The sequence below is a fragment of the Parafrankia discariae genome (assembly GCF_000373365.1).
In the GTDB taxonomy this organism is placed as follows: Bacteria; Actinomycetota; Actinomycetes; order Frankiales; family Frankiaceae; genus Parafrankia; species Parafrankia discariae.
The window spans coordinates 111,725-132,077 of the sequence record NZ_KB891208.1 but is presented as its reverse complement, the minus strand read 5'-3'; the positions used below and the strand labels follow the sequence as shown (position 1 = coordinate 132,077).

Sequence of the window (20,353 nt, the reverse complement as noted above, 5' to 3'; positions counted from 1 at the left end):
CCGCGTACACGCGATCAGCGCGCAACCGAACACGCGACCGAACACGCGAATACACAGTGGACCAGGAAACTCCGCGGACCGACTGGAGGACACCGCGCGTCCGCCCCCGGCAGGTGACGGGCGTCGCGAGCTGCACATCCTCACACTCCGGCGGCTGGCGACCGTGCCGGCCGGCAGGAGCCGCGCCGGCCGAGTCCGAGGGGAACCGGGCCCGCCGTCGGGAACGGACGGCCGCGCCGGCCAGCGCCCGACGCGGGAGACGACCCCTCCCGGTCGGTACGCACCGGCGGAGCCGGTGAGCCGGTACGGCCAGTGGCACGGACCCCGTCACGGCCCCGCACCGGCTCTGCCTCCGGCACCTGGCCATCCGTACCGAGCCATCCGCCCCCGGGCCCGCCGGGGCACTGACACGGGAGACGCGACAGCCTTGACCACCGAGACAACCCGAGCTCTCTCGACGGATGCCGCGAGCGTCGACCCGCGCGACATTCCGGTCGTCATCCTCTGCGGCGGCATGGGAACCCGGCTGCGCGAGGCCAGCGAGAAGCTCCCCAAGCCCCTGGTCGACATCGGCGGCAAGCCGGTGCTGTGGCACATCATGAAGACGTACGAACACTACGGCTTCCGCAAGTTCGTGCTGTGCCTCGGCTACAAGAGCGACCTGATCAAAAACTACTTCCTGGCCTACCGCGAGCAGGTCGCCGACTTCACGCTCAGGCTGGCCGACGACCACACCCCGCACTTCCACAACACCGCCGGCGACGAGGACTGGGAGGTCACGTTCGCCGAGACGGGGCTGCTCACCGGGACGGGCGCCCGCCTGCGCCGGGTGGCCCAGTACCTCACCGGCCCACGCTTCATGATCACCTATGGTGACGGGGTCGGCGCCATCGACGTGGCCGACGTCCTCGCAGACCACGTTCGCTCCGGCCGGATCGGCACGGTCACCGGCGTCCGCCCGTCCAGCCGTTACGGCGAGCTGGTCACCGAGGGCAACGCGGTCACCCAGTTCGCCGAGAAGCCCCCGGCGACCGGCTGGGTCAGCGGCGGCTACTTCGTCTTCGAGCGCGAATTCGTCGACAAGTACCTCGACGACGACCCGTCCACGATGCTCGAGCGCCACCCGCTGCAGCAGCTCGCCCGGGACAACCAGCTCACCCTGCACACGCACGAGGGGTTCTGGATGGGCATGGACACCTTCCGCGACTGGACCGAGCTCAACCAGCTGTGGGACGCGGGCTCGGCGCCGTGGCGCGTCTGGGCCGACTGACGGACCGGACGCCGCTCCCATGAGTACCGCTCCCCTGAGTCCTGGTCCGCTGACCACCGCCGGCATCGAGGCGGTCGGGCACCGGCTGTACGACCTCGTCGCCGCCCTCACGCCCCCCCTGCGCTCCATCACCGGTAACGGGGTGCGCGCCACGCTCGACCTCGTGCGTGCCGCGCTGCCCGCGCAGATCCCGTTCACCGTGCACGAGGTGCCCTCGGGCACGCCGGTGCTGGACTGGACGGTCCCGCGGGAGTGGAACGTCGCCGGCGCGCGGCTCGTCGGGCCGGACGGGCGGGTCGTCCTCGACGTCGCCGACAACCCCCTGCACCTGCTCGGCTACAGCACGCCCGTGCGGGCCCGGATGCCGCTCAGCGAGCTGCGCCAGCACCTGTACTCGATGCCGGACCGGCCCGACTGGGTCCCCTACCGGACGTCCTACTACAACGACGCGTGGGGTTTCTGCCTCACCGACCGCCAGCTCGCGGCGCTGCCCGAGGGCGAGTACCAGGTCGAGATCGACACCTCGCTCACCGACGGATCGCTGACCTACGGCGAGATCGTGCTGCCGGGGAGCACCGACGAGGAGTTCCTCGTCACCACGCACACCTGCCACCCTGCGATGGCCAACGACAACTCCTCCGGCATCGCCGTGGCCGCCGAGCTGGCATCCGCGCTGGCCGCGCGGGAACGCCGGTTCACCTACCGGCTGCTGTTCATCCCGGGGACGATCGGCTCGATCACCTGGCTGGCCCGCAATCCGGCCGCGGTCGGGCGGATCCGGCACGGCCTGGTACTCACCGGCCTCGGTGACCGGGGCGCGCCGACCTACAAGCGCAGCCGGCGCGGCGACGCGGTCGTCGACCGGGCCGCGGCGCGCGCCCTCGCCGAGACCGGGCGGCCGCACCGGGTCGTCGGCTTCTCCCCCTACGGCTACGACGAGCGCCAGTTCTGCTCGCCCGGCTTCGACCTGCCGGTGGGCCGGTTCGGCCGCAGCCAGCACGGCGAGTACCCGGAGTACCACACGTCGGCCGACAACCTCGACTTCGTGACGCCGGAGTCGCTGGCGGACTCGTTCGCCATCCTCAGCCGGACGATGGAGATCTGCGAGGCCGACCGGGTCTGGCGCAACACCTCCCCCTACGGGGAGCCCCAGCTCGGCCGGCGCGGGCTGTACCGCTCGATCGGCGCGACGATGAACCGCGCGTCGATCGAGATGGGCCTGCTGTGGGTGCTCAACCTCGCGGACGGCACCCGCACTTTGCTCGACATCGCCGAGCGGGCCGAGCTGCCGTTCGACGCGGTCGCCAACGCCGCGGACGCGCTGGCCGGCGTCGGCCTGCTCACCGAGGACGGCCCGGCCGTCGACTCACCCGACACCGCTCCCATCGCGGCACCCGCCACGGTCGCACCGCCCGTCGCCGTCACGCCCGAACCCGCGGTAGTGATCAGGTGAGTTCGACGGAATCAGCTCTGCCCGCCCAATCGGCTCCCGGCGGGCCGGCCTGGACGATCGTGCTGGCGGCCGGCGGCGGCACCCGGTTCGGCGGACCCAAGCAGTTCTCCGACCTGGGCGGGCTCCCACTCGTGGCGCATCCCGTCCGGGCGGCCGCGGCCGCCTGCGACGGGGTCGTCGTGGTGCTCCCCGCGCCCCTGCTCGACCGGTGGACCCCGCCGGACGGCGTGCGCGCCGTCGCGGGCGGCGCCACCCGCGCCGAGTCCGTCCGGGCCGGGCTGGCCGCCGTCCCGGCCGAGGCCGGGGTGATCGTGGTGACCGACGCCGCGCACCCGCTGGCCACCGCCGCGCTGTACCGCTCGGTCGTCGCGGCGGTCCGCGCGGGCGCGGACGGCGCGGTGCCCGGCCTGCCGCTCACCGAGGTCGTCAAGGAGGTTCTGGCCAACGGCCCGGACCTGGTCACCGGGGTCTCGCTGGCGCGCGAGACCCACCGGCTGGTGCAGACCCCGCACGCGTTCCGGGCCGGCGCCCTGCGCGCGGCGCACGCCGGCGCGGTCGAGGCCGTCGAGGACTCCGCCATGGTCGCCGACGCCGGCGGACGGGTGGTCGTGCTCCCGGGCGAGCCGGCCAACATCCACGTCACGACGCCGGAAGAGCTCGAGATCGCCCGGCTGCTTCTCATCCACGTCCAGAGCGAGGGGGAACCCGATGAGCACGGTGCTGCTCGACTCAGCGCTGTCCGATGACGAAAGGCGCGCCAAGCTGTACGCGGGCGAGCTGTTCGTCTACTCGCCGCGACCCAGCACCACCGCGTTCGTCGAGTTCACCCGCGAGCTGATCCGGGACGCCTTCGGCGACCTGGACCCCGAGACGGCGCAGCACCACATGCCCGTCGAGGAGTACGCCGCCCTGCTCGCCGAGCTGAAGCCGCGGTTCATCCACCACCCGACCTGCAAGGAACTCCTGCCGGCGATGCTCGCCGAGCTGGGCTGCGACATCAGCAAGACCTACTTCGACGTCCCGCGGCTGCGGACGTCCACCAGCGACGACTACCTCACCTCGGGTATCGCCTACGCCTTCCACCCGCACCGCGACACCTGGTACTCGGCGCCGTTCTGCCAGCTCAACTGGTGGATGCCGATCTTCGACATCGTCCCGGAGAACGGGCTGGCCTTCCATCCCCGCTATTTCACGCAGGGGGTCAGGAACAGCTCGCGCACCTACAACTACTACGAGTGGAACAAGACGAACCGCGCGTCGGCCGCCAAGCACATCAAGACCGACACCCGCGTGCAGCCGAAGCCCGAGGAGGAGGTCGAGATCTTCCCGCAGACGCGGGTCGTCGCGCCCCCCGGCGGCATGCTGGTCTTCTCGGGTAACCAGCTCCACTCCTCGGTGCCGAACACCTCCGGCCGCACCCGGTTCAGCATCGACTTCCGCACCGTGCACTACGACGACGTCGTGAACCACGTGGGCTCGGTGAACGTCGACTCCGAGTGCACCGGCACGACGATGCGCGACTACCTGCGCGGCACCGACCTCGCCCGCATCCCCGAGGACATCTGCCTCAGCTACGACACCGCTCCCCCGCTGCCGGACGCGATCCTCGTCTACGAGCCCCAGACCACCGCGTGACGACCGCCGACGGGGAACCGACCCGGCCGCCGGCCGGCCGGGAGGCCGCGGGCCCACGCCCGCTGGCGGGCCGGGTCGCGGTGGTCACGGGCGCGTCGAGCGGCATCGGTCGCGCCGTCGCCGCGCGTCTGGCCGCCGACGGCGCCACCGTGCTGGCCCTCGGCCGCGACCAGGCCCGCCTGGACGCCCTGGCCAAGGAGGCGGGCGCGGCCAGTCCGACCGACGCGGCCTCCGGGGCCGGGGCGCTCGTGCCGGTGCGCCTCGACCTGGCCGACACCGCCGCGGTGGACCGGTTCGCCGCGGACACCGTCAGCCGGTACGGCCGGGTGCACCTGCTCGTCCACAGCGCGGGGGGCTACCTCACCTCCCGGGTCGAGGACGCCTCCGTCGACGACTTCGACGCCCAGTACGCCGCGAACGTCCGCGGCCCGTTCGTGCTCACCCAGCGCCTGCTGCCCGCCCTGCGCGCGGCGGCCGCGGGCCGCGCGCCCGAGGCGGCTGACGTGTCAGGCGCGGCTGACGTGTCAGGCCCGGCGGGCGCGGCGGAGGAGCCGGGCGCCGACGTGATCGTCATGAACTCGTCGCAGGGGGTCCGGGCGGGCGCGGGCACCAGCCAGTTCGCGGCCACCCAGCACGCGATGCGGGCGGTCGCGGACAGCCTGCGTCAGGAGATCAACGCCGACGGCATCCGGGTGGTGACCCTCCACCTCGGCCGGACGGCGACGCCCCGCCAGGAGACCATCTTCCTGCACGAGGGCCGGCCCTACCGGCCCGAACTGCTGATCCAGGCCGACGACGTGGCGGACCTGGTCACCTACCTGACCCGGCTCCCCCGCACCGCCGAGATCACCGAACTGCACCTGCGCCCCGCCAAGAAGAGCTACTGACCTGACCGCCCCGCCCCACGTCGAGCGGGGCCGGGGCGGTCAGGAAGCGGGGTGGTCAGGAGGAGCCGGGGTCGCCGGCCAGCGGGGCGGCTCCGGCCGGGGTCGAGATCCCGGCGCCGGCCTGGGCGGCGCTCACCCGCGGCCCGAACAGCTCGAGGTACCGCGCGGCGCTGTCCGGGTTCGCGGTCGGGTTGTGCAGCGACGAGCCGACGTTGTCCGACTCGGCCGGCGAGGCGCTGTAGTAGCCCTCGTAGGCCAGGATGTCGCGGTTGGCGACGAACAGCTCGTACATCTTCTCCACGTAGAAGGGGTTGTCACCGCCACCGCCCGTGGAGCGGACCAGGCCCCACTCGGGGACGGCGAACTGCTTGCCGCGCTCCCGGGCGGCCGCCGCCACCGAGCACGCGCCGGACGCCCGGTGGCACTGGCTGTTGAAGATCTTCTGCGTGGGCGACGCCGGGTAGGAGTCGTAGGCGTCGATGCTGATGATGTCGACGACGTCGTCGCCGGGATAGGCGTCCCAGACGTTGTCGCCGTTGACCATGGTGTCCCGGTGCGCGGTCATGTTCCAGTCGATCTTCACCTGCGGGTCGGTCGACCGCATCGCGGTGACCGCCCGCCGGAAGCAGGTCTTCCAGGTCACGGTGTCGCGCGGGTGCCACCAGAACCAGTCGCCGTTGAACTCCCAGCCGAGGCGGACGATCGCGTCCGGCCGTTCGTTGCGGACCATCGTGGTGCCGAAGTCGCGCCAGTGGCTGTCGTAGTCCCCGCGGGCGCACGCCGCCTCGTTGCCGCTCTGCGGGAACAGCGGCTGGGCGACGGAGAGCTTGCCCGGGTAGGTCTCGGGGCGGAAGTCGGACATCGGCCAGTCGGCCTGGGTGATGGTCTGCCAGTTCGTCCGGGCCGTGAAGACCATCGCGATGTCGGTGGGCCGGCCGATCCACTCCTCCCAGCCGGCGAGGTCGTTCGGCGGGTTGGCGTTCGCGCCGGAGACCCAGCTCACGCCACCGGTCGTCGGATGTGTGGTCGGGGGCTCGTCCTCCCCACCGGTCAGTACGACGATCCCGACGGCCAGCAGAACCACGGCCATCGCCGCGCCGATACCCCCCAGCAGCAGGACGCGGCGCCGGCGCCGCGGCTGGCCGCCGGCGGGACCCGCCGCCCACTTGGAGCCCGGGCCGCGACGGCCCTCGCTCCCCGAACCAGGCACCCGGGCATCACCGTCGTGGCCGTCGGGCCGATCCCTCGGTGGTCCCTCGCCGGACGAAGAACCTGGATCGCCGGCATCCCCACGGCGATGTTCCACGCCCCCACCTCCGTCGACGACGCGCCGCCCGCGCCCTGGTGACTGTGTCTGATGGACCTGCGGCCGCCGGAGCATCGCGGTGCCGCAGTGCCGTGATCCCGGTCGCGTTCCGCCCTCGGTCACGTTTCGCCCCCGGGCCGGTTCCGCCCCCGGTCGCGTTCCGCTCGGCCGCGCCCGCGCCGACGTGGCCACACGACCTGCCCGCATCCGGCTCGCTGACCGGCCAACGGGGTGCGAGCCCGGCCGGTTCCCCGGCGCGGCACGCATCATGGTCAGTTCCTTGTGTCTCTTGCTACTCGTTCATTATTCACGGGCCCGCTAGATCAATACGACATGCTCCCCGACAACCACCTGTCGTAACCATGACGCCACGTGAGGTTTACTAACGATACCCGGTGGCGTAGGGCCGGAGCGGCCCGCACGAGCGGGCAATCCGCCCACGGATACACTGTCGCCCCGAGCCGACACCAGATCCTCGGGTGGGAGAACACCGCCGACCACTGACCCTCCGTCCGCACCCCCCGCACGACCCGGGGCGGACCAATCGGTGGTGTACCAACCAACGGGGTGGGGCCGACCGGCCCCCGAAGCGGCCCGGCAGTGCGAGAGACGACCGGCCGTACCCGGTGGACGGCGGCGTTGACGCGGTCGTCCCGACCAAGGACGACGGCGCGGGCGAGACATCCGACGCGGTAGGAACGGGGGCGGGAACTGGTGGTCACCACCACCCTCACCACGAGGATTCCACGCTCGTGGGTGATCCCCACCTCGGAGGCCGTCGACCGGCGCCCGGAGAACGCGCGGATCCTCAAGGCCCTGACGGTCCTGCTGTTCTGCAACATCTTCCTGCAGCGACTCGCCATCCCCGTGGCGGGCGCCCAGCTCCAGCTCATCCTGCCGATCACCATCGGCGGCGTGATCGTGATGATGAGCCGCGGCGACCTCCAGGTGAACGTCGGCCGCCTGCGCGCCTACCTGCTCGCCATGACCGCCTGTTGCGCGGCCGCCCTGGTGTCCTTTCTACGCGAGCTCGACGACACGGCCCTCACCTCGCTCATCCTGCTTTTCGGCACCTACATCCCGCTGTGCTTCGGGCTCGCCCCGCCCGACTCGCGCGCGCTGTTCCCCAAGCTGCTGGACCGGTTCGTGAACCTCACGACGATCCTCGCCGGGGTCGCGCTGTTCCAGTTCGCGATCCAGCTCGTGGGCTGGAAGTACACCGATGTCCTGAGCTTCATCCCGCCCGACTTCCGGATGCACGGGTTCAACACCAGCTACCCGGTCCAGTACGGATCGAGTCTCTACAAGTCGAACGCCTTCATCTGTCTCGAGCCGTCCTTCTGCTCGCAGTTCCTCGGGTTCGGCATCGTCGTCTGCGTCCTGCGCAGCGGCAGCTGGTGGCGCTACCTGATGTACGTGCTCGCCCTGCTCTCCACCGTCTCGGGAACCGGCGTCCTGCTGCTCGCCGCCGCCCTGGTGCTGCTGTCAGTGCACAAGGGCGCCCGGTTCGCCACCACGGCGCTGATCGGCGTGAGCATCGTCGTCCTCGTCCTGAGCTTCACCCCGGCGGCCGACATCTTCGCCCAACGGGCGACCGAGACCTCGTCGAACAACTCCAGCGGAAGCCTGCGGTTCGTCCAGCCCTACACCCGCACCTGGGAGGCACTGGACAAGGATCCGCTGACCGTCCTGTTCGGTTCCGGCCCCGGGTTCGCCGACCGGGACGCCATAGAGTTCTTCCTGAAGACCAGTCTGCCGCTGAACTACGCCCTGCTCCCGAAACTGGTGCTGGAGTACGGCGTGATCGGGACGGTGGCGTTCCTGTCATTCGTCCTGGCCATGTTCGTGCGCGGTTCACCGTCGTTCGTGCTGTCCGGGTCGGTCGTCGTCTTCTACAGCATTCTGTCCGGCGGTCTACTGAGCCCGGTGGTGACCGCGCTCGGCATGCTGCTGGTCTCGTGGTTCACCGCCACGCCCGAGGACGAACGCTGGAGCCGCGGCCGCGGCGAGAGCATCCCGGCCGATCCCAGCCCGCCACCATCCGGCCGGCTGGCACCCGCCCAGCGCTCCGCCTAGCCCCGCCCAGGCACAACCCAGGGCTCCGGGCCCCACCCGTGGACGGCGAGGCTCGCCAGTCCCGGTCTCCCGCGGGCCCGGTCTCCCGCGGCCCCACGAGCCCGGGGCTGCCGATCACGGTCCTCCGGCGGCGGCCCCGGCCCCTGCCAGCTGTCAACCACGACTGTCCGGCCAAAGGCCCGGCGAAGAGAGTTGGCTGAACCACTCCGTACACCGCTCACACGACTCGCTTCGGCCCGGAACCCCGCCCGCGACGCCATGGGCACCGGCTAAGCGAGTTGCCACAGCCGCTCTTATACGCCGCTCACACAACTCGCTTCAGAACGCGGGGCGGCGGCGGGGGGCCGACGCGGTGGCCCCGAGTGACGAGGTTGCGGGTGGCTGGGGGTTGGCTGGGCGGCGGTTTCCTGGGTGGAGACAGCGAGGGGCGGACCGGCCGGGACTCTGCCAAATCCCGGTCGGCCCGCCCCTCATTCGGTGCGGTCCAGCATCCCGTCGCCCGTGGGCCCCGGGCTTCGGGGTGGTGCCTTTTGCTGTGCCTCTGGGGCCTGACCGCCACCCGTCCTTTCGTACCTCGGGGTGGCGGCCGCCTCTTGTGGTGTCTGTGTTGCCTGCTGCCGATTACTGCTGTCGGTGGTGCCTGGCTCAGCGCTTCGCGGGGCGCGCGTAACGGTCGGTCGCCTCGGTGTCGCGGGGGCCGCGGCTGGCCGCCTCCCCGCCGACCGGCGAGGCCGAGGTGATCGACTCGACCGCGGCCTGCGACGAGCCGCGCGCGCCGCCCGCGTTGCGGCGCACCGCCGTGCGGCCGTCGTGCACGACACCCACGACCCGCTCGGCCAGCGCCGGCCAGTCGCGCGGCACCTGCTCGAGCTCCTTGAGGTTGGTGTCGGGCGAGGTGATGACGACGACGGCGTCCGCCTGGATCGCCGAGGCGGCGGTCATCGGCAGGTCCGCGAGCGCGGCGGTGACGAGGATGACCAGGTCCACCACGGGGGCGCGGTCGGCCAGGATGGGCGCGAGGCCCCCCGGGCGGGCGGCCCGGGCCGGCGACACCCGGTTGTAGAGGATGTGGCCGCGGCCCGTGCCCGAGGACCGGGCCAGGCAGGTCGGCTCGTGCGCCCAGCGGGGCAGCTCGGCCGAGGTGGGCCGGGGCAGACCCTCCAGCGACGCGCGGACCTCCGACTGCGCCGAGGTGTCGAGGATCAGCACCACGCCCTGGTCGTCCGACCAGGCGGCGGCGACGGCGGCGACCAGCTCGGAGCTGAGGTCCGTCCGGGACGCCGGGGTGAAGGCCACCACCTTGCTGGTGGGTGACATCACCGCCGACATGGCTGACACCAGGGTCTCCGCCGCGTTCGCGCTCGTCCGGCTCGCCGGCAGGTCCGCGATGAGCGGCACGCCCATCAGGTCGGCCGAGTTGTGCGGGTCGAGGATGGTCGGGCGCCGCTGGTACATGATCCAGAGCCCGGCCGCCGAGCCGAACAGCCCGAGCAGCGTCGCGACGAGAACGTTACGGAACAGGCTCGGGGCGACCTGGCCCTCCGACCGTGGCTGCTCGGCGAGCCGGATCGTCCCAGCCGCCGTCGCGTCGCCGACTCCGGCTTTCTGAATCAGGGTGTTGAGATCCCCGACCTGGCCCTGAAGAACCTTGATCTGATTGTCGAGAGTGTTGTTGGTGACAGCCGGATCACGCTGGGCGATCAGACCGTCGATCTCACCCTGCTTGCTGTCACGGGCCCGCGTCAGCCCCTCGACCATGGTCCCGTCTCCGGCGCCGGACTTGCCGAGCTGGGACGTGTAGGCGTCCTTCGCGGCGTTGACGAAGTCGATCGCGGCCTGCTCGCTGGTTCCGGTACCGGTGATCGTGAAGAAGTAGCCCTCGTCCGACGGGGTCGTCTTCAGCCGGCTCGCCACGTCCGCCCGGGAGATCTTCAGCTTGGTGCCGATCTCGTCCAGGGTGGCCGTCGACGTCGCGAGCTGGGCCTGCGTCTGCACGAAGCGGCCCGCGTCCACGGAGTTCGCGCCGAGAGTGTCGCCCGAGGTGTCCAGGAAGATGCGGGAGCTCGCCTGGAACGTCGCGGTCTGCTGCTTGGATACGATCATCGCCAGCGCGGCCAGGATGACCACCGAGATGGCGATCACCATCCAGCGCGGCTTCAGGATGCGGATCAGCGACGGGGCGGATGGGGCCCGGCCGGACTCCGTGCCCTGCTGAGAGGAGCGGCTCACGCGGCGCCCGCCTCAGGGCGCCAGGCGCGTGGCGAGGTGCCGGTCAGCCGCGCCTGGGCGGACGCCGAAGCGAGCCCTCTCGGCGGCAGGTGAAGCGGAGTCATTTGGGGCCCCCCACAGGAGCGTCCGGCCCGGTCATCGGACCACGGCCAAGATCTGACGGAACCGATTTGTGAGCATAGCCGATAGCGCAAAGTAAGCGACTCATAGCGTGAGCGCAGGCTAGCGGCCAGGGTTTCGCCCGCCGCCTCGCGGTTCGTCGGTACCACCACGCCGCTCCGGTTCGAGCAGGTCCAGTGGCTCCGGGTCATGGCGGTTCCGCTCGCCGGCCTGCGGCGACACCTCGACCGAGCTGCCACGCGGGGACGGGCCCTGCAGGACGGTGGTCCGCTCGACGTCCTCCTGTGCCGCCCCGCCGGAGCCCGCGCCGCGAGGGCCCGTGCCTCCGTGATCCGCGCCGCGAGGGCCGGTGCCGCCCCGTGCCGGGGTGCCGTGCGCCTCGGCGCCGTGTGCCGGCCTGGCATGTACCGCCTCGCCGCGGCTCGGACGGCCGGGAGGCGGCGGCGCGAGCGCGGGCAGCCTCGACTCCTGGGCCCGTTCGCGGCCGAGGCCCTCCGACCCGGGGGGCTCGACGACCCGCACGTTCCCATTCGGCAGCCCGGCCCGGTCGGACGTGCCGGCCCGATCGGACCTCCCAGCCCGGTCAGACGTCGCGATCTCCTCGAACGTCTCGATCTGTTCGGGTGCGCCGAGCTGGACGGCGGTCTCGGCCGCCTCGTGGGCGTCCGGGCGTCCGCGGGCGTGTTCGCGGACGATCCGGCGCAGCAGGATCCACCAGACCGGGGCGATGCCCCAGAACACGAGGTTGTAGCCGACGACCGCGCCCGTGGCGTCCGCGAGCAGCAGACCGAGAATCGGGAAGGCGAAGAGCATCGGCGCCATGGACAGGTTGATCCGGAATGTGATCTTGGTCCGGCCGAGCGCGTACATGATGCAGGCCGGCCCGGTCGGCAGGGCCGTCCCCGCGTAGTGGAACGCGGAGTACACGAGGATGTGGTGCGCCCCGGGCCAGGTGTCGCCGAGCAGCGTCTTCCCGATGGCCGGGAACGCGATGAACAGCAGGCTCCACAGGCCGCCGACGCCCACCACGACCACCGTGAGCAGCACCGCCGCGCGCTCGCGGGCCCGCACGGACATGTCGATGCGCCGGGACAGCTCCGGCACCGCGAAGCTGACGATGCCCACGCCGATGACGGTGGTCGGGCCGAGCAGTGTCCGCACGCCGTTCAGCGCGCCGATCGTCTCCTTGGAGCTGAGCAGCCCGATGAGCAGCATCGACGCCTGCAGCGCGCCCTGGACGGTGACGAACTCGGCCGAGAGGTTGACCGCGTTGGCCCGGTTCTCCCGGACCCACGCCAGCGCCCGCGACGGCGCCGGCCACAGACCGGCCTGCGCGACTCCTAGCAGGGCCGCGACCAGCGCGGAGATGCCCCAGGCGAGCAACATCGGCGGCGACGCCGTCACCCCCCGCTCGATGAGCACCGTCAGCCCGACCACCTGGACCACGGCCCAGGCCACATCGTTCAGGAACGCGCCGACGGGTTTGCCCATCGCGAAGAACACGTAGCGCCAGGCGTCCTGGAGCAGCAGGCCGGGCAGGACGAAGCCGACCACGACGAGGGCGGAGCCGACCGACCCACCGGCGACGGCCCCGACGCCGACCAGCACGATCCCCAGCAACCCGCCGAAGACCAGACACGCTCCGGTGGCCGAGGCCGCCGCGTACCGGAAGGCGGACACCGACTTGCCCGAGTACGAGATGCCCAGCGGCAGGCAGCCACCTGCCCGGGAGATCCCGATGATCACCGAGAAGATGATGTAGGCGATCGCGAACGAGCCGTACTCGGACGAGCTCACCTGCCGGGCGATCAGGAGCGAGACCGCGGCGTTGGTGGCGCTGGAGACACCCTGGTCGGCGAGGGTCCAGATCGCCTTCGCCTTCGTCGACCCGCCGCCTACGACTGCCTCCTCGGCCTCGGCCGGCCCGGCGCCCGAGCGCCGGTCGGCCACCTCCAACGCCCCGGTGCCGGAACCACCGCCGCGCGCGTGGCGGGCCCGGCCGGCCCGGACGGCGCCGTCCGCCGCCGCGCCCTCGGCCACTCCACCGGGGCCGGCCGGGCCGGCCCACCGGCCGCCGGCCTGCCCCGGCCCCGTTCCGGGACCCGAGCGCCGCATGACCTGCGTGCTGGCGGCGTCGGGCTCCGGCCGGTTACGGCCGTAGAGGCGCGGGATGTAGTCCGTCTGGTCAACCGGGGCGGCGTCCTCCATCTCCAGTCGGCGCCGCAGCGCCGACAGGTCGATGGTGTCGGTGAACGCGTTGATGAAATGGATGTCGGGGTTGCCACCGCCACCGGTGGCCGGCCGCCCGCGGCGCGCGCCACGGCCCTGCGCGCCACGGCCCTGCCGGCCCCGGCCGTCACCCACCCGACCGGTGAGCGCGGTCTGGTCCGATCCAGCCCCGGCACCGGTGGCGCCACGGCCCGGTGGGCGTGGCTCCCGGCGCCCCGTCGCCGACCATCCACGCCCCGACCGCCGCGCCTCCCCCGCGCCGGCCGCGGGCCGGGTGGCCGAGGGCGGTGCGGCCGAGGGCGGTGCGGCCGGGCGCTGGGTGGCTGACGGGGGTGGGGTGGAAGCCGGGCCGGCGACGTCGACCCGCATGAAGTCGTCGCCCCGCCGGCCCGCCGGCGACGGGCCGGGCGCCGGGACAGGCGGCTGCGGTGGCGAAGTCCACGGCGACGAGACCTGCGGTGACACCCCATGCGGCGGCGGGGTGTGCGGCGGCGGGGTGTGCGGTGGCGGGGTGTGCGGTGGCGGGATCTGCGCCGGCCCGGGGCCGGGCGGCGGGGATCCGGCTGGACGCCCCGGCAGCGGTGTGCCCACCGTGAAGCCGTTCGACGGAGCGGGCCGTGGCGTGGGCTGACGGGCCACGCCACCGGGCGGGGGCGGTGCCTGCGGCCCGGTACCCATCCGGGTGGTGGTCTCGGGCGGCGTCCAGCCACCGGACGGCGTGGGCTGCTGCCCGCCCGGCCGGTGCGCGGCACCCCGCTCGCCCTGTCCCGAGTGGTCCTGCCGGCCGGCGGGGTCGGCCTGCCCCGGGGGCGGCGTGCGGCCGGGGACGGGTGTGTTGCCGGCGGAGTACCGGGGCATCGGGGTCCAGCCCGGCGGCGGGGTCAGCGCGCGCGCCGCGCCCTGGCCCGGCGGTGTCCCGTCCGGCGGTCGGACGCCCGGCAGGGGCGTCCCGCCCGGACGGGGGGTGTAGCCGGGCGGCGGCGTGCGCCCGGACGGCGGGGTGCCCCCGGGGGCCGGAGTCCGTTCGAACGGCGCGGCGCCGCCCGGCGGCGGGGTACGGGTACGGGCCGGCGGCGGGGTGGGCGCGGGCGGCGTGGCGCGGCCGGGCCACGGGGTCGCGCCGGGAGGTGGGGTGCGCCCGTACGGCTCAGGCCCGGGGGGCGGAGTGCCCCCGGACGGCGCGGCCCGGCCCGGGGGCGGAGTGCGACCCGCCTCCGGCCGGTAGCCCGGGGGCGGAGTCCGGTCGGGCGGCAGAGCACGGTCAGGCGAGGAAGTGCGGTCGGGCGGCGGGGTGCGGTCGTCCCGGTGGCTGGACCGGCCCTCCACCACGAACGGCTCGGGAGCCGGCCGGTGCCGCGCCGGTGTTCCACGCGGATCCGTCCCGGCCCGCCCGTCAGCACCGCCCCACTGGTCAGCCCCGTCTCGGGGGTCAGCGGCACCGTGGGGACCAGCCCCGCCCCGCGGGCCGGGCGTGCCCGGCAGGACGATCCGCGGCTGGCGCGGCGCGCGCGGCACGTACTGCGTCGTGTCGGCATCGCCCGCGGGCGGCTCGGGCGGGAGGTCCGCGTCGTCCGCGTCGCCGGCCCTCGGCTCCATACCGAGATCGGTCACGCCCCACACCCCGTCCCGCCCGGGACGTCGGGGACGTCCGGGCTGCGGGGTGCTGGGCGCAGCCGGGTGGCTGCCGACGCTGATGTCATCGCTTCGGTGGGTCGGGCTCTCCTAGAGCACTACCGGACGGGGCACGGGCACGATGAAGCGGCCGCCCCGGGAGGCGTACTCCTCCTGCTGGGCCATGATCTCCTTCTTCACGTTCCACGCGAGCAGCAGCAGGTAGTCGGGCTGGCGCTCGAGCAGCACGCCCGGGTCGAGGATCGGGATCCGCGCGCCCGGAATGTACTTGCCCTGCTTGTGCACGTTCCGGTCGACGACGAAGTCGATCAGCGTGTGGTCGATGCCGGTGGAGTTCAGCAGCGTGGCGCCCTTGGCCGCCGCGCCGTAGGCCGCGATCGACTTCCCCTCGGCCTTCAGCGAGCGCAGCAGCTCGGTCAGCTCGTCCTGCAGCACGCGGACGTCGTCGCCGAAGCTGCCGTAGCGCTCGAACGTCCCGAGGCCGGCGGCGCGCTCCGCGTCCAGGACGGACCGCACCGACCCGGTGGGCTCGGCGGCGGCCTGGTGCTGCGCCCGCCAGCGCAGCGTCCCGCCGTGCAGGTCGGCGAACTCCTCGACGGCGACGAGCCGCAGGCCGTGACGGCTCATGAGGGCGTCCACCGCGATCGTGGAGAAGTAGCAGAAGTGCTCGTGGTAGACGGTGTCGAACTCGTTGTGCGCCAGCAGCGCGCCGACCCCGGGGTTCTCGACGTCGACGATCCCGTCGTCGGCGAGCAGGATCGAGAAGCCCTCGACGAAGCTGTTGAGGTCGGGGACGTGCGCCATCACGTTGTTCGCGATGATGACGTCGGCCCGCAGGCCCTCGGCGACGAGCGCGCGGGCGAGGTCGGCCCCGAAGAACTCCTCGCGGGTGGGCACGCCCGCCTTGCGCGCGGCGGCGGCCGGGCCGGGGGTCGGCTCGATGCCCAGCACCGGGATGCCGCGCTCGACGAACGCCTTGAGCAGGTACCCGTCGTTGCTGGCGACCTCGACGACCAGGCTGTCCGGCCCGAGGTTGCGGCTCGCGATCAGGTCGATCACGTGCTTCTCGGAGTGCCGGACGAGCATGTCGGAGAACGACGAGAAGTACGGGTAGTCGGCGTCGAAGATCTCGTCGGCGGGGAGTACGTGGGTCAGCTGGACGAGCGCGCACCGCTCGCAGAAGCCGACCTCCAGCGGGAAGACCGGGTCCACGGCGTCGAGGGCGTCCGCCTTGACGAGCCGGTTGGCGACCGGGGTGGAACCCAGCGACAGGAAGAGCCGTGGGGCGGGCCCGTCACACGATCGGCAGGCGGTGACCGGGGCGGCGACGCCTCCCGCGGCCGGGCTTCCTTCTGCTGAGGTTCCGGATGACATGCGTTCCCCTGTTCGAGGTGACCGGCGCGCGGTGACCGGTGAGCGGCGGTTCGGCTGGCTGCACTTCGGCTGGCTGAGGTTCGGTTGGCGGCGACTGGACGGGCCGGATCGGATCGGCCTCGGTCGAGATGATGACGATGTCGGCGTGACGGCCGTCAGCCGCCTCCGGTCGACCGGTCACGGACCGACCCACCGGCGACCGCATCCGACCAGATCACCATGACGGGGTGCGAACGGGCTGATTTCCAGGTGGTCCGCTCGTACCCGTCCGGCCGCCCGAACCACCCCCACATTACTCAGCGTCGCGAACGAACACGCCAGGTACTGGATTCGGCCGCTTTCGCCGCTTCCTCCACGCTTCCCGCCTCGTGCCCGGATGCCACCCCGACAGGCGCACATCACGGTGACGTGAGTGTCACACACGCGCGGAGTTGACCGGACGCAAGCTCGCCGGGCGTCCCAGACCCGGAACACCCAGACCCGGCGGACCCCCGGGCCGGCGGGACCGGCGGACGTGGGACTTCCGGTCGGGCGCGGGCCCGCCGGCGGGCCCGGGATGCTGATCCGGCAAGCCGGGTACCCCCCGTTCAGGCCCGGCCGAGCGGGGTGAGCTCGCTCTCCGGGGCGTCGGCGGACAGCAGCGGCCAGCCGCGGTCCTTCTCCGAGATCACCGAGACGGGCAGCGGCCAGGCGATCCCGAGCCGGGGGTCGTCGAAGCGCAGACCACGGTCGTGCCCGGGCGTGAACGGGACGCTCATCTGGTATGTGGCCTCGGTGTCGTCCACCAGGGTCTGGTAGCCGTGCGCGAGGCCGGCGGCGATGAACAGCGCCCGGTGGTTGTCCGCGGTCAGCTCCACGGCCACGTGCTCCAGGTAGGTCGCCGAGCCGGGCCGGCTGTCGACGACGACGTCCAGCAGGGCGCCGCGGGTGCAGCGGACCAGCTTGGTCTCGCGCACCGGCTCGCCGGCCCAGTGCAGGCCGCGGATCGTCCCGGCCCGGCGGTTGTAGGCGACGCTGCACTGCGCGACGGCGACCTCCAGCCCGGCGGCGGCGAACTCCTCCTGGCAGAAGGTGCGCGCGAACAGGCCGCGGTCGTCCGTGAACGCCTCGACGTCGACGATCGTCACGCCGTCGACGGCGGTCGGGGTGAGCCTCACCGGGCGGTCCAGAACAGCTCGGCGTCGACCTGGCCGGTGCCGATCAGGTACTGCAGCTGCTTGAGCCGGGTGTGCCCGCGGCCGGTGAAGGTCTCGGTGTCGAGCTGGATGCGGCTGAACACCTCGTAGAGCTGCTGGGCGCCCTTGTGCGCGTCCCAGTCGCAGGAGAAGCCCGGCAGCTGGGAGGCGATCTTGTCGAAGGACACCCGGTAGCTGCGGTTGTCCCCGCCGTTGTCGCCGAAGCTCAGCTTGCAGCCGGTGAAGACGGTGGCGACCGCGTCCGCGATCTCCTTCACCTGGTAGTTCTGCGCGCTGTCGCCCACGTTGAAGACCTGGTTGTGGACGACGTCGCGCGGCGCGTCGAGCACGCACCGGATCGCCTTGGCGATGTCCAGGCCGTGCACCAGCGGGCGCCACGGAGTGCCGTCCGAGGTCATCGCGATCTCGGAGGTGGTCCAGGCGACCCCGGCCAGGTTGTTCAGCACGATGTCGAAGCGCATCCGCGGCGAGGCCCCGTACGCGGTGGCGTTGCGCAGGAACGTCGGAGAGAAGGTGTCGTCGGCCAGCGGGGAGACGTCCCGCTCGACGTAGACCTTGCACTCGGCGTACGGCGTCTGAGGGTTGACCGGCGAGGTCTCGGTGACGTCCTCGCCCGTCGCGACGCCGTAGACGCTGCACGAGGACATGTAGACGAACCGCTGGACACCGGCCTGCTTCGCCAGCTTCGCGAGCCGCACGGAGCCCTGGTGGTTCACCTTGTAGGTCACGTCGGGCGCCAGCGCGCCGAGCGGGTCGTTCGACAGCTCCGCCATGTGCACGACCGCGTCGACGCCGTCGAAGTCCTCGACGGTGAGGTCCCGCAGGTCCTTGTCGAGCGTGTAGGGGACGCGGTCCGTGCCGCGGTAGAGCCAGCCGTACTTGTAGTAGCCGGTGTCCACTCCGACCACCTCGTGGCCGTCGCGCAGCAGCTCCGGGGCGAGCAGGCAGCCCAGGTAGCCCTCCGTGCCGGTGACGAGCACCTTCATCCGAGAGTCCTCCCGATCTCGACGAGGGCACGCGGGGTTCGACGACGGCCCTGCGCTCCGACCTCAGAAGGTACCGAGAGGGCCCGAGGTGTCCGCCAGTGACGCCCCACTGCGCTCCTGTCCGTCTGGCGACGAACACTCTGCGCATAGCAAAGGTCCGTCGGCCACGCATGGGCCGACGCCGCCGCCCGGCCCACCCTCCCCCGTACGGCTATGACCTACATCACGCCAGACAGCCGACGTGTGTCCCGGTGAACCGACCGCCTGTCGACTCGCAGACAAACGGCCGCACAACATCGAGAATGTGGAAAGCTCGCCTCCGGGCACGGTGTGTGCGTGTTCGTGGCGTGATGTGCATCCGCGGCCCGCGCCGCGCGGAGCGTCCGAAGGCAGGTCAGGTAGTGATGGGTCACCGAGGCCACGCCGGCGGGACCCGAGCCGGGCGGCGCCCGTCGACCGGGATCGCCGGCGGGGTGCTGCTCGCGGTGCTCTCGGCGGTACTGCTGCCCGGGGCGGCGGCGGCCGCCCCGGCCGGCACAGCGTCGCCGGGCCGCTCCCCGACGGGCGGGCTTCCGTCGAGCGGGTTCTCCGCCGACGACGCGCAGTGGTACCACGAGGCCCTCCGGCTCGCCGAGGCCCACCGGGTGAGCCGCGGCCGGGGCGTCATCGTGGCGATCATCGACGGTGGGGTGGACGCCACCCATCCGAAGCTGCGCGGGCAGCTCCTCGCCGGCGCCGGGGTCGGCGCGGACGCCGCCCGCGACGGGCTGCGCGACGACGACCCCGACGGTCACGGCACGGCCATGGCCGGGCTGGTCGCCGCCCGCGGCGACGTCGGCGACCCCGCTGTCTGGGGGGTCGCGCCGGAGGCGAAGATCCTTCCGATCTCGACCGGCGAGGAGGCCGACTCCGAGGAGGTCGCCCGCTCGGTGCGGATCGCCGTCGACAGGGGGGCCGGAGTGATCAGCATGTCCCTCGGCTCGGTGGGCCCGGCGACGAGCGCGGAGGAGAGCGCGGTCCGCTACGCGCTCGCGCACGACGTGGTCGTCGTGGCCTCGGCCGGCAACACCGAGCCGGGCGACACCGAGGTGAACTCCCCGGCGAACATCCCGGGTGTGATCGCCGTGACCGGATCGGACTACCGCGGGATGTTCTGGGGTGGCTCGGTCCAGGGACCGGAGGCCGTCCTGGCCGCGCCCGGGCCGGGCATCCGGGCTCCCGTGCCGACCAGGGTGTCGCCCGACGGCCTCGACACCGGGGGCGGCACCAGCAACTCGGCGGCGATCGTCGCCGGGGTGGCCGCGCTCGTCCGGGCCGCGAAGCCCGACCTGGACGCGTCGAACGTCGTCAACCGGCTGATCCGCACCGCGCTGGACATGGGCCCGGTGGGGCGCGACGACCAGTACGGCTTCGGGCTGGTCGAGCCGGTGGCCGCGCTGACCGCCGAGCTGCCGCTCGTGGCCGCGAACCCGCTGCTCACCACCCCGGGTCCACGCACCGGCGGCGGCCCGGCTGGCACCGGCGGCACGGCCGGCGGCGCCAGCCCCGGCGGCGCGACCCCCGACGAGGCCACCCCGGCTCTGCCGACACCGGCACCGCCCGCGACCGCCACCTCTCCCGTGGGCGCCACCGGAGCCGGCCGGGACGGGGACGACCCGTCCATGCTCACCTGGATCGCCGGGCTCGGCCTCGCGGCGTCGGCGGGTGTCCTGCTCGGGGTGTTGGCGTATGTGCTGGCCGGCGCCCGCTTCGCCGCGGCGCTGGACCGCCGGCGCCGGGCGACGGCCCCACTGTTCCCGCCACACCCGGTGGCGCCACCGCACCCGCCGGCTCCGCCGCGCGCGGCCGGGCCGGCGGCGGGCGGGCCGCGCACCCCCGGCGGGGGCGTTCCCGTCGACACCCGCGGGTGGCGGACACCGTACTGACTCGGACTTCCGGAACAGCCGGGCGTCGGTGTCAG

Annotated in this window: 13 protein-coding genes; 7 read left to right on the top strand and 6 right to left on the bottom strand. The window is 73.0% G+C overall.

What is annotated here, in order from left to right:
- The first annotated feature begins 427 nt into the window (after positions 1-427).
- The 5 genes from B056_RS0112005 to B056_RS0111985 are packed head-to-tail and all read left to right on the top strand — an operon-like array spanning position 428 to position 5,245.
- Positions 428-1,270: a sugar phosphate nucleotidyltransferase gene (locus B056_RS0112005; protein WP_018502109.1), complete on the top strand. Its 843-nt coding sequence runs from the start codon at positions 428-430 to the stop codon at positions 1,268-1,270.
- A gap of 19 nt (positions 1,271-1,289) precedes the next feature.
- A complete protein-coding gene (locus B056_RS0112000) occupies positions 1,290-2,723 on the top strand; it encodes a DUF4910 domain-containing protein (RefSeq protein WP_018502108.1) in 1,434 nt (477 codons plus the stop codon).
- The gene (locus B056_RS0111995; protein ID WP_018502107.1) at positions 2,720-3,469 is read left to right on the top strand and encodes an IspD/TarI family cytidylyltransferase; all 750 of its coding nucleotides are present in this window, start codon (positions 2,720-2,722) and stop codon (positions 3,467-3,469) included. Before B056_RS0112000 ends, B056_RS0111995 begins: the two co-directional genes overlap by 4 nt.
- Positions 3,432-4,358 carry a phytanoyl-CoA dioxygenase family protein gene (locus B056_RS0111990; RefSeq protein ID WP_026239602.1) on the top strand — a complete coding sequence of 309 codons (927 nt, stop codon included), beginning with the start codon at positions 3,432-3,434 and terminating at the stop codon, positions 4,356-4,358. Before B056_RS0111995 ends, B056_RS0111990 begins: the two co-directional genes overlap by 38 nt.
- A complete protein-coding gene (locus B056_RS0111985) occupies positions 4,355-5,245 on the top strand; it encodes an SDR family oxidoreductase (protein WP_018502105.1) in 891 nt (296 codons plus the stop codon). The genes B056_RS0111990 and B056_RS0111985 overlap by 4 nt, the downstream gene beginning before the upstream one ends.
- Positions 5,246-5,300: 55 nt before the next feature.
- Here B056_RS0111985 and B056_RS36210 read toward each other — a convergent pair whose 3' ends face one another.
- Complete coding sequence (locus tag B056_RS36210; protein ID WP_018502104.1) at positions 5,301-6,455, bottom strand: glycoside hydrolase family 26 protein; 1,155 nt, start codon at positions 6,453-6,455, stop codon at positions 5,301-5,303.
- A gap of 852 nt (positions 6,456-7,307) precedes the next feature.
- Here B056_RS36210 and B056_RS0111975 point away from each other — a divergent pair.
- Positions 7,308-8,627 carry a hypothetical protein gene (locus B056_RS0111975; protein WP_018502103.1) on the top strand — a complete coding sequence of 440 codons (1,320 nt, stop codon included), beginning with the start codon at positions 7,308-7,310 and terminating at the stop codon, positions 8,625-8,627.
- Positions 8,628-9,272: 645 nt separating this feature from the next.
- On the opposite strand, the gene B056_RS0111970 is transcribed toward B056_RS0111975, so the two are convergent.
- The 5 genes from B056_RS0111970 to B056_RS0111945 form a co-directional block, all read right to left on the bottom strand.
- On the bottom strand, positions 9,273-10,856 hold the full coding sequence (locus B056_RS0111970) for a Wzz/FepE/Etk N-terminal domain-containing protein (RefSeq protein WP_026239601.1): 1,584 nt from the start codon (positions 10,854-10,856) through the stop codon (positions 9,273-9,275).
- Positions 10,857-11,078: 222 nt separating this feature from the next.
- Positions 11,079-14,816, bottom strand: a complete 3,738-nt coding sequence (locus B056_RS43575) for a hypothetical protein (RefSeq protein ID WP_195905893.1) — start codon at positions 14,814-14,816, stop codon at positions 11,079-11,081.
- A 111-nt stretch (positions 14,817-14,927) separates the two neighbouring features.
- The gene (locus tag B056_RS0111960) at positions 14,928-16,211 is read right to left on the bottom strand and encodes a class I SAM-dependent methyltransferase (RefSeq protein WP_018502098.1); all 1,284 of its coding nucleotides are present in this window, start codon (positions 16,209-16,211) and stop codon (positions 14,928-14,930) included.
- A 587-nt stretch (positions 16,212-16,798) separates the two neighbouring features.
- Positions 16,799-17,368 carry a dTDP-4-dehydrorhamnose 3,5-epimerase family protein gene (locus B056_RS0111950; RefSeq protein ID WP_018502096.1) on the bottom strand — a complete coding sequence of 190 codons (570 nt, stop codon included), beginning with the start codon at positions 17,366-17,368 and terminating at the stop codon, positions 16,799-16,801.
- Positions 17,365-18,393, bottom strand: a complete 1,029-nt coding sequence (locus B056_RS0111945) for an NAD-dependent epimerase/dehydratase family protein (protein ID WP_018502095.1) — start codon at positions 18,391-18,393, stop codon at positions 17,365-17,367. Before B056_RS0111945 ends, B056_RS0111950 begins: the two co-directional genes overlap by 4 nt.
- Positions 18,394-18,797: 404 nt before the next feature.
- Between B056_RS0111945 and B056_RS0111940 the strand changes: the two genes are divergently transcribed.
- Complete coding sequence (locus B056_RS0111940) at positions 18,798-20,318, top strand: S8 family serine peptidase (RefSeq protein ID WP_018502094.1); 1,521 nt, start codon at positions 18,798-18,800, stop codon at positions 20,316-20,318.
- The last annotated feature ends 35 nt before the right edge of the window (positions 20,319-20,353 follow it).

Excerpts from the sequence above, each read along its gene's own strand:
- B056_RS0111990 (WP_026239602.1), top strand. The coding sequence starts at position 3,432 with ATGAGCACGGTGCTGCTCGACTCAGCGCTGTCCGATGACGAAAGGCGC.
- B056_RS0111945 (WP_018502095.1), bottom strand. The coding sequence starts at position 18,393 with ATGAAGGTGCTCGTCACCGGCACGGAGGGCTACCTGGGCTGCCTGCTC.
- B056_RS0112000 (WP_018502108.1), top strand. The coding sequence starts at position 1,290 with ATGAGTACCGCTCCCCTGAGTCCTGGTCCGCTGACCACCGCCGGCATC.
- B056_RS0111940 (WP_018502094.1), top strand. The coding sequence starts at position 18,798 with ATGGGTCACCGAGGCCACGCCGGCGGGACCCGAGCCGGGCGGCGCCCG.
- B056_RS0111960 (WP_018502098.1), bottom strand. The coding sequence starts at position 16,211 with ATGTCATCCGGAACCTCAGCAGAAGGAAGCCCGGCCGCGGGAGGCGTC.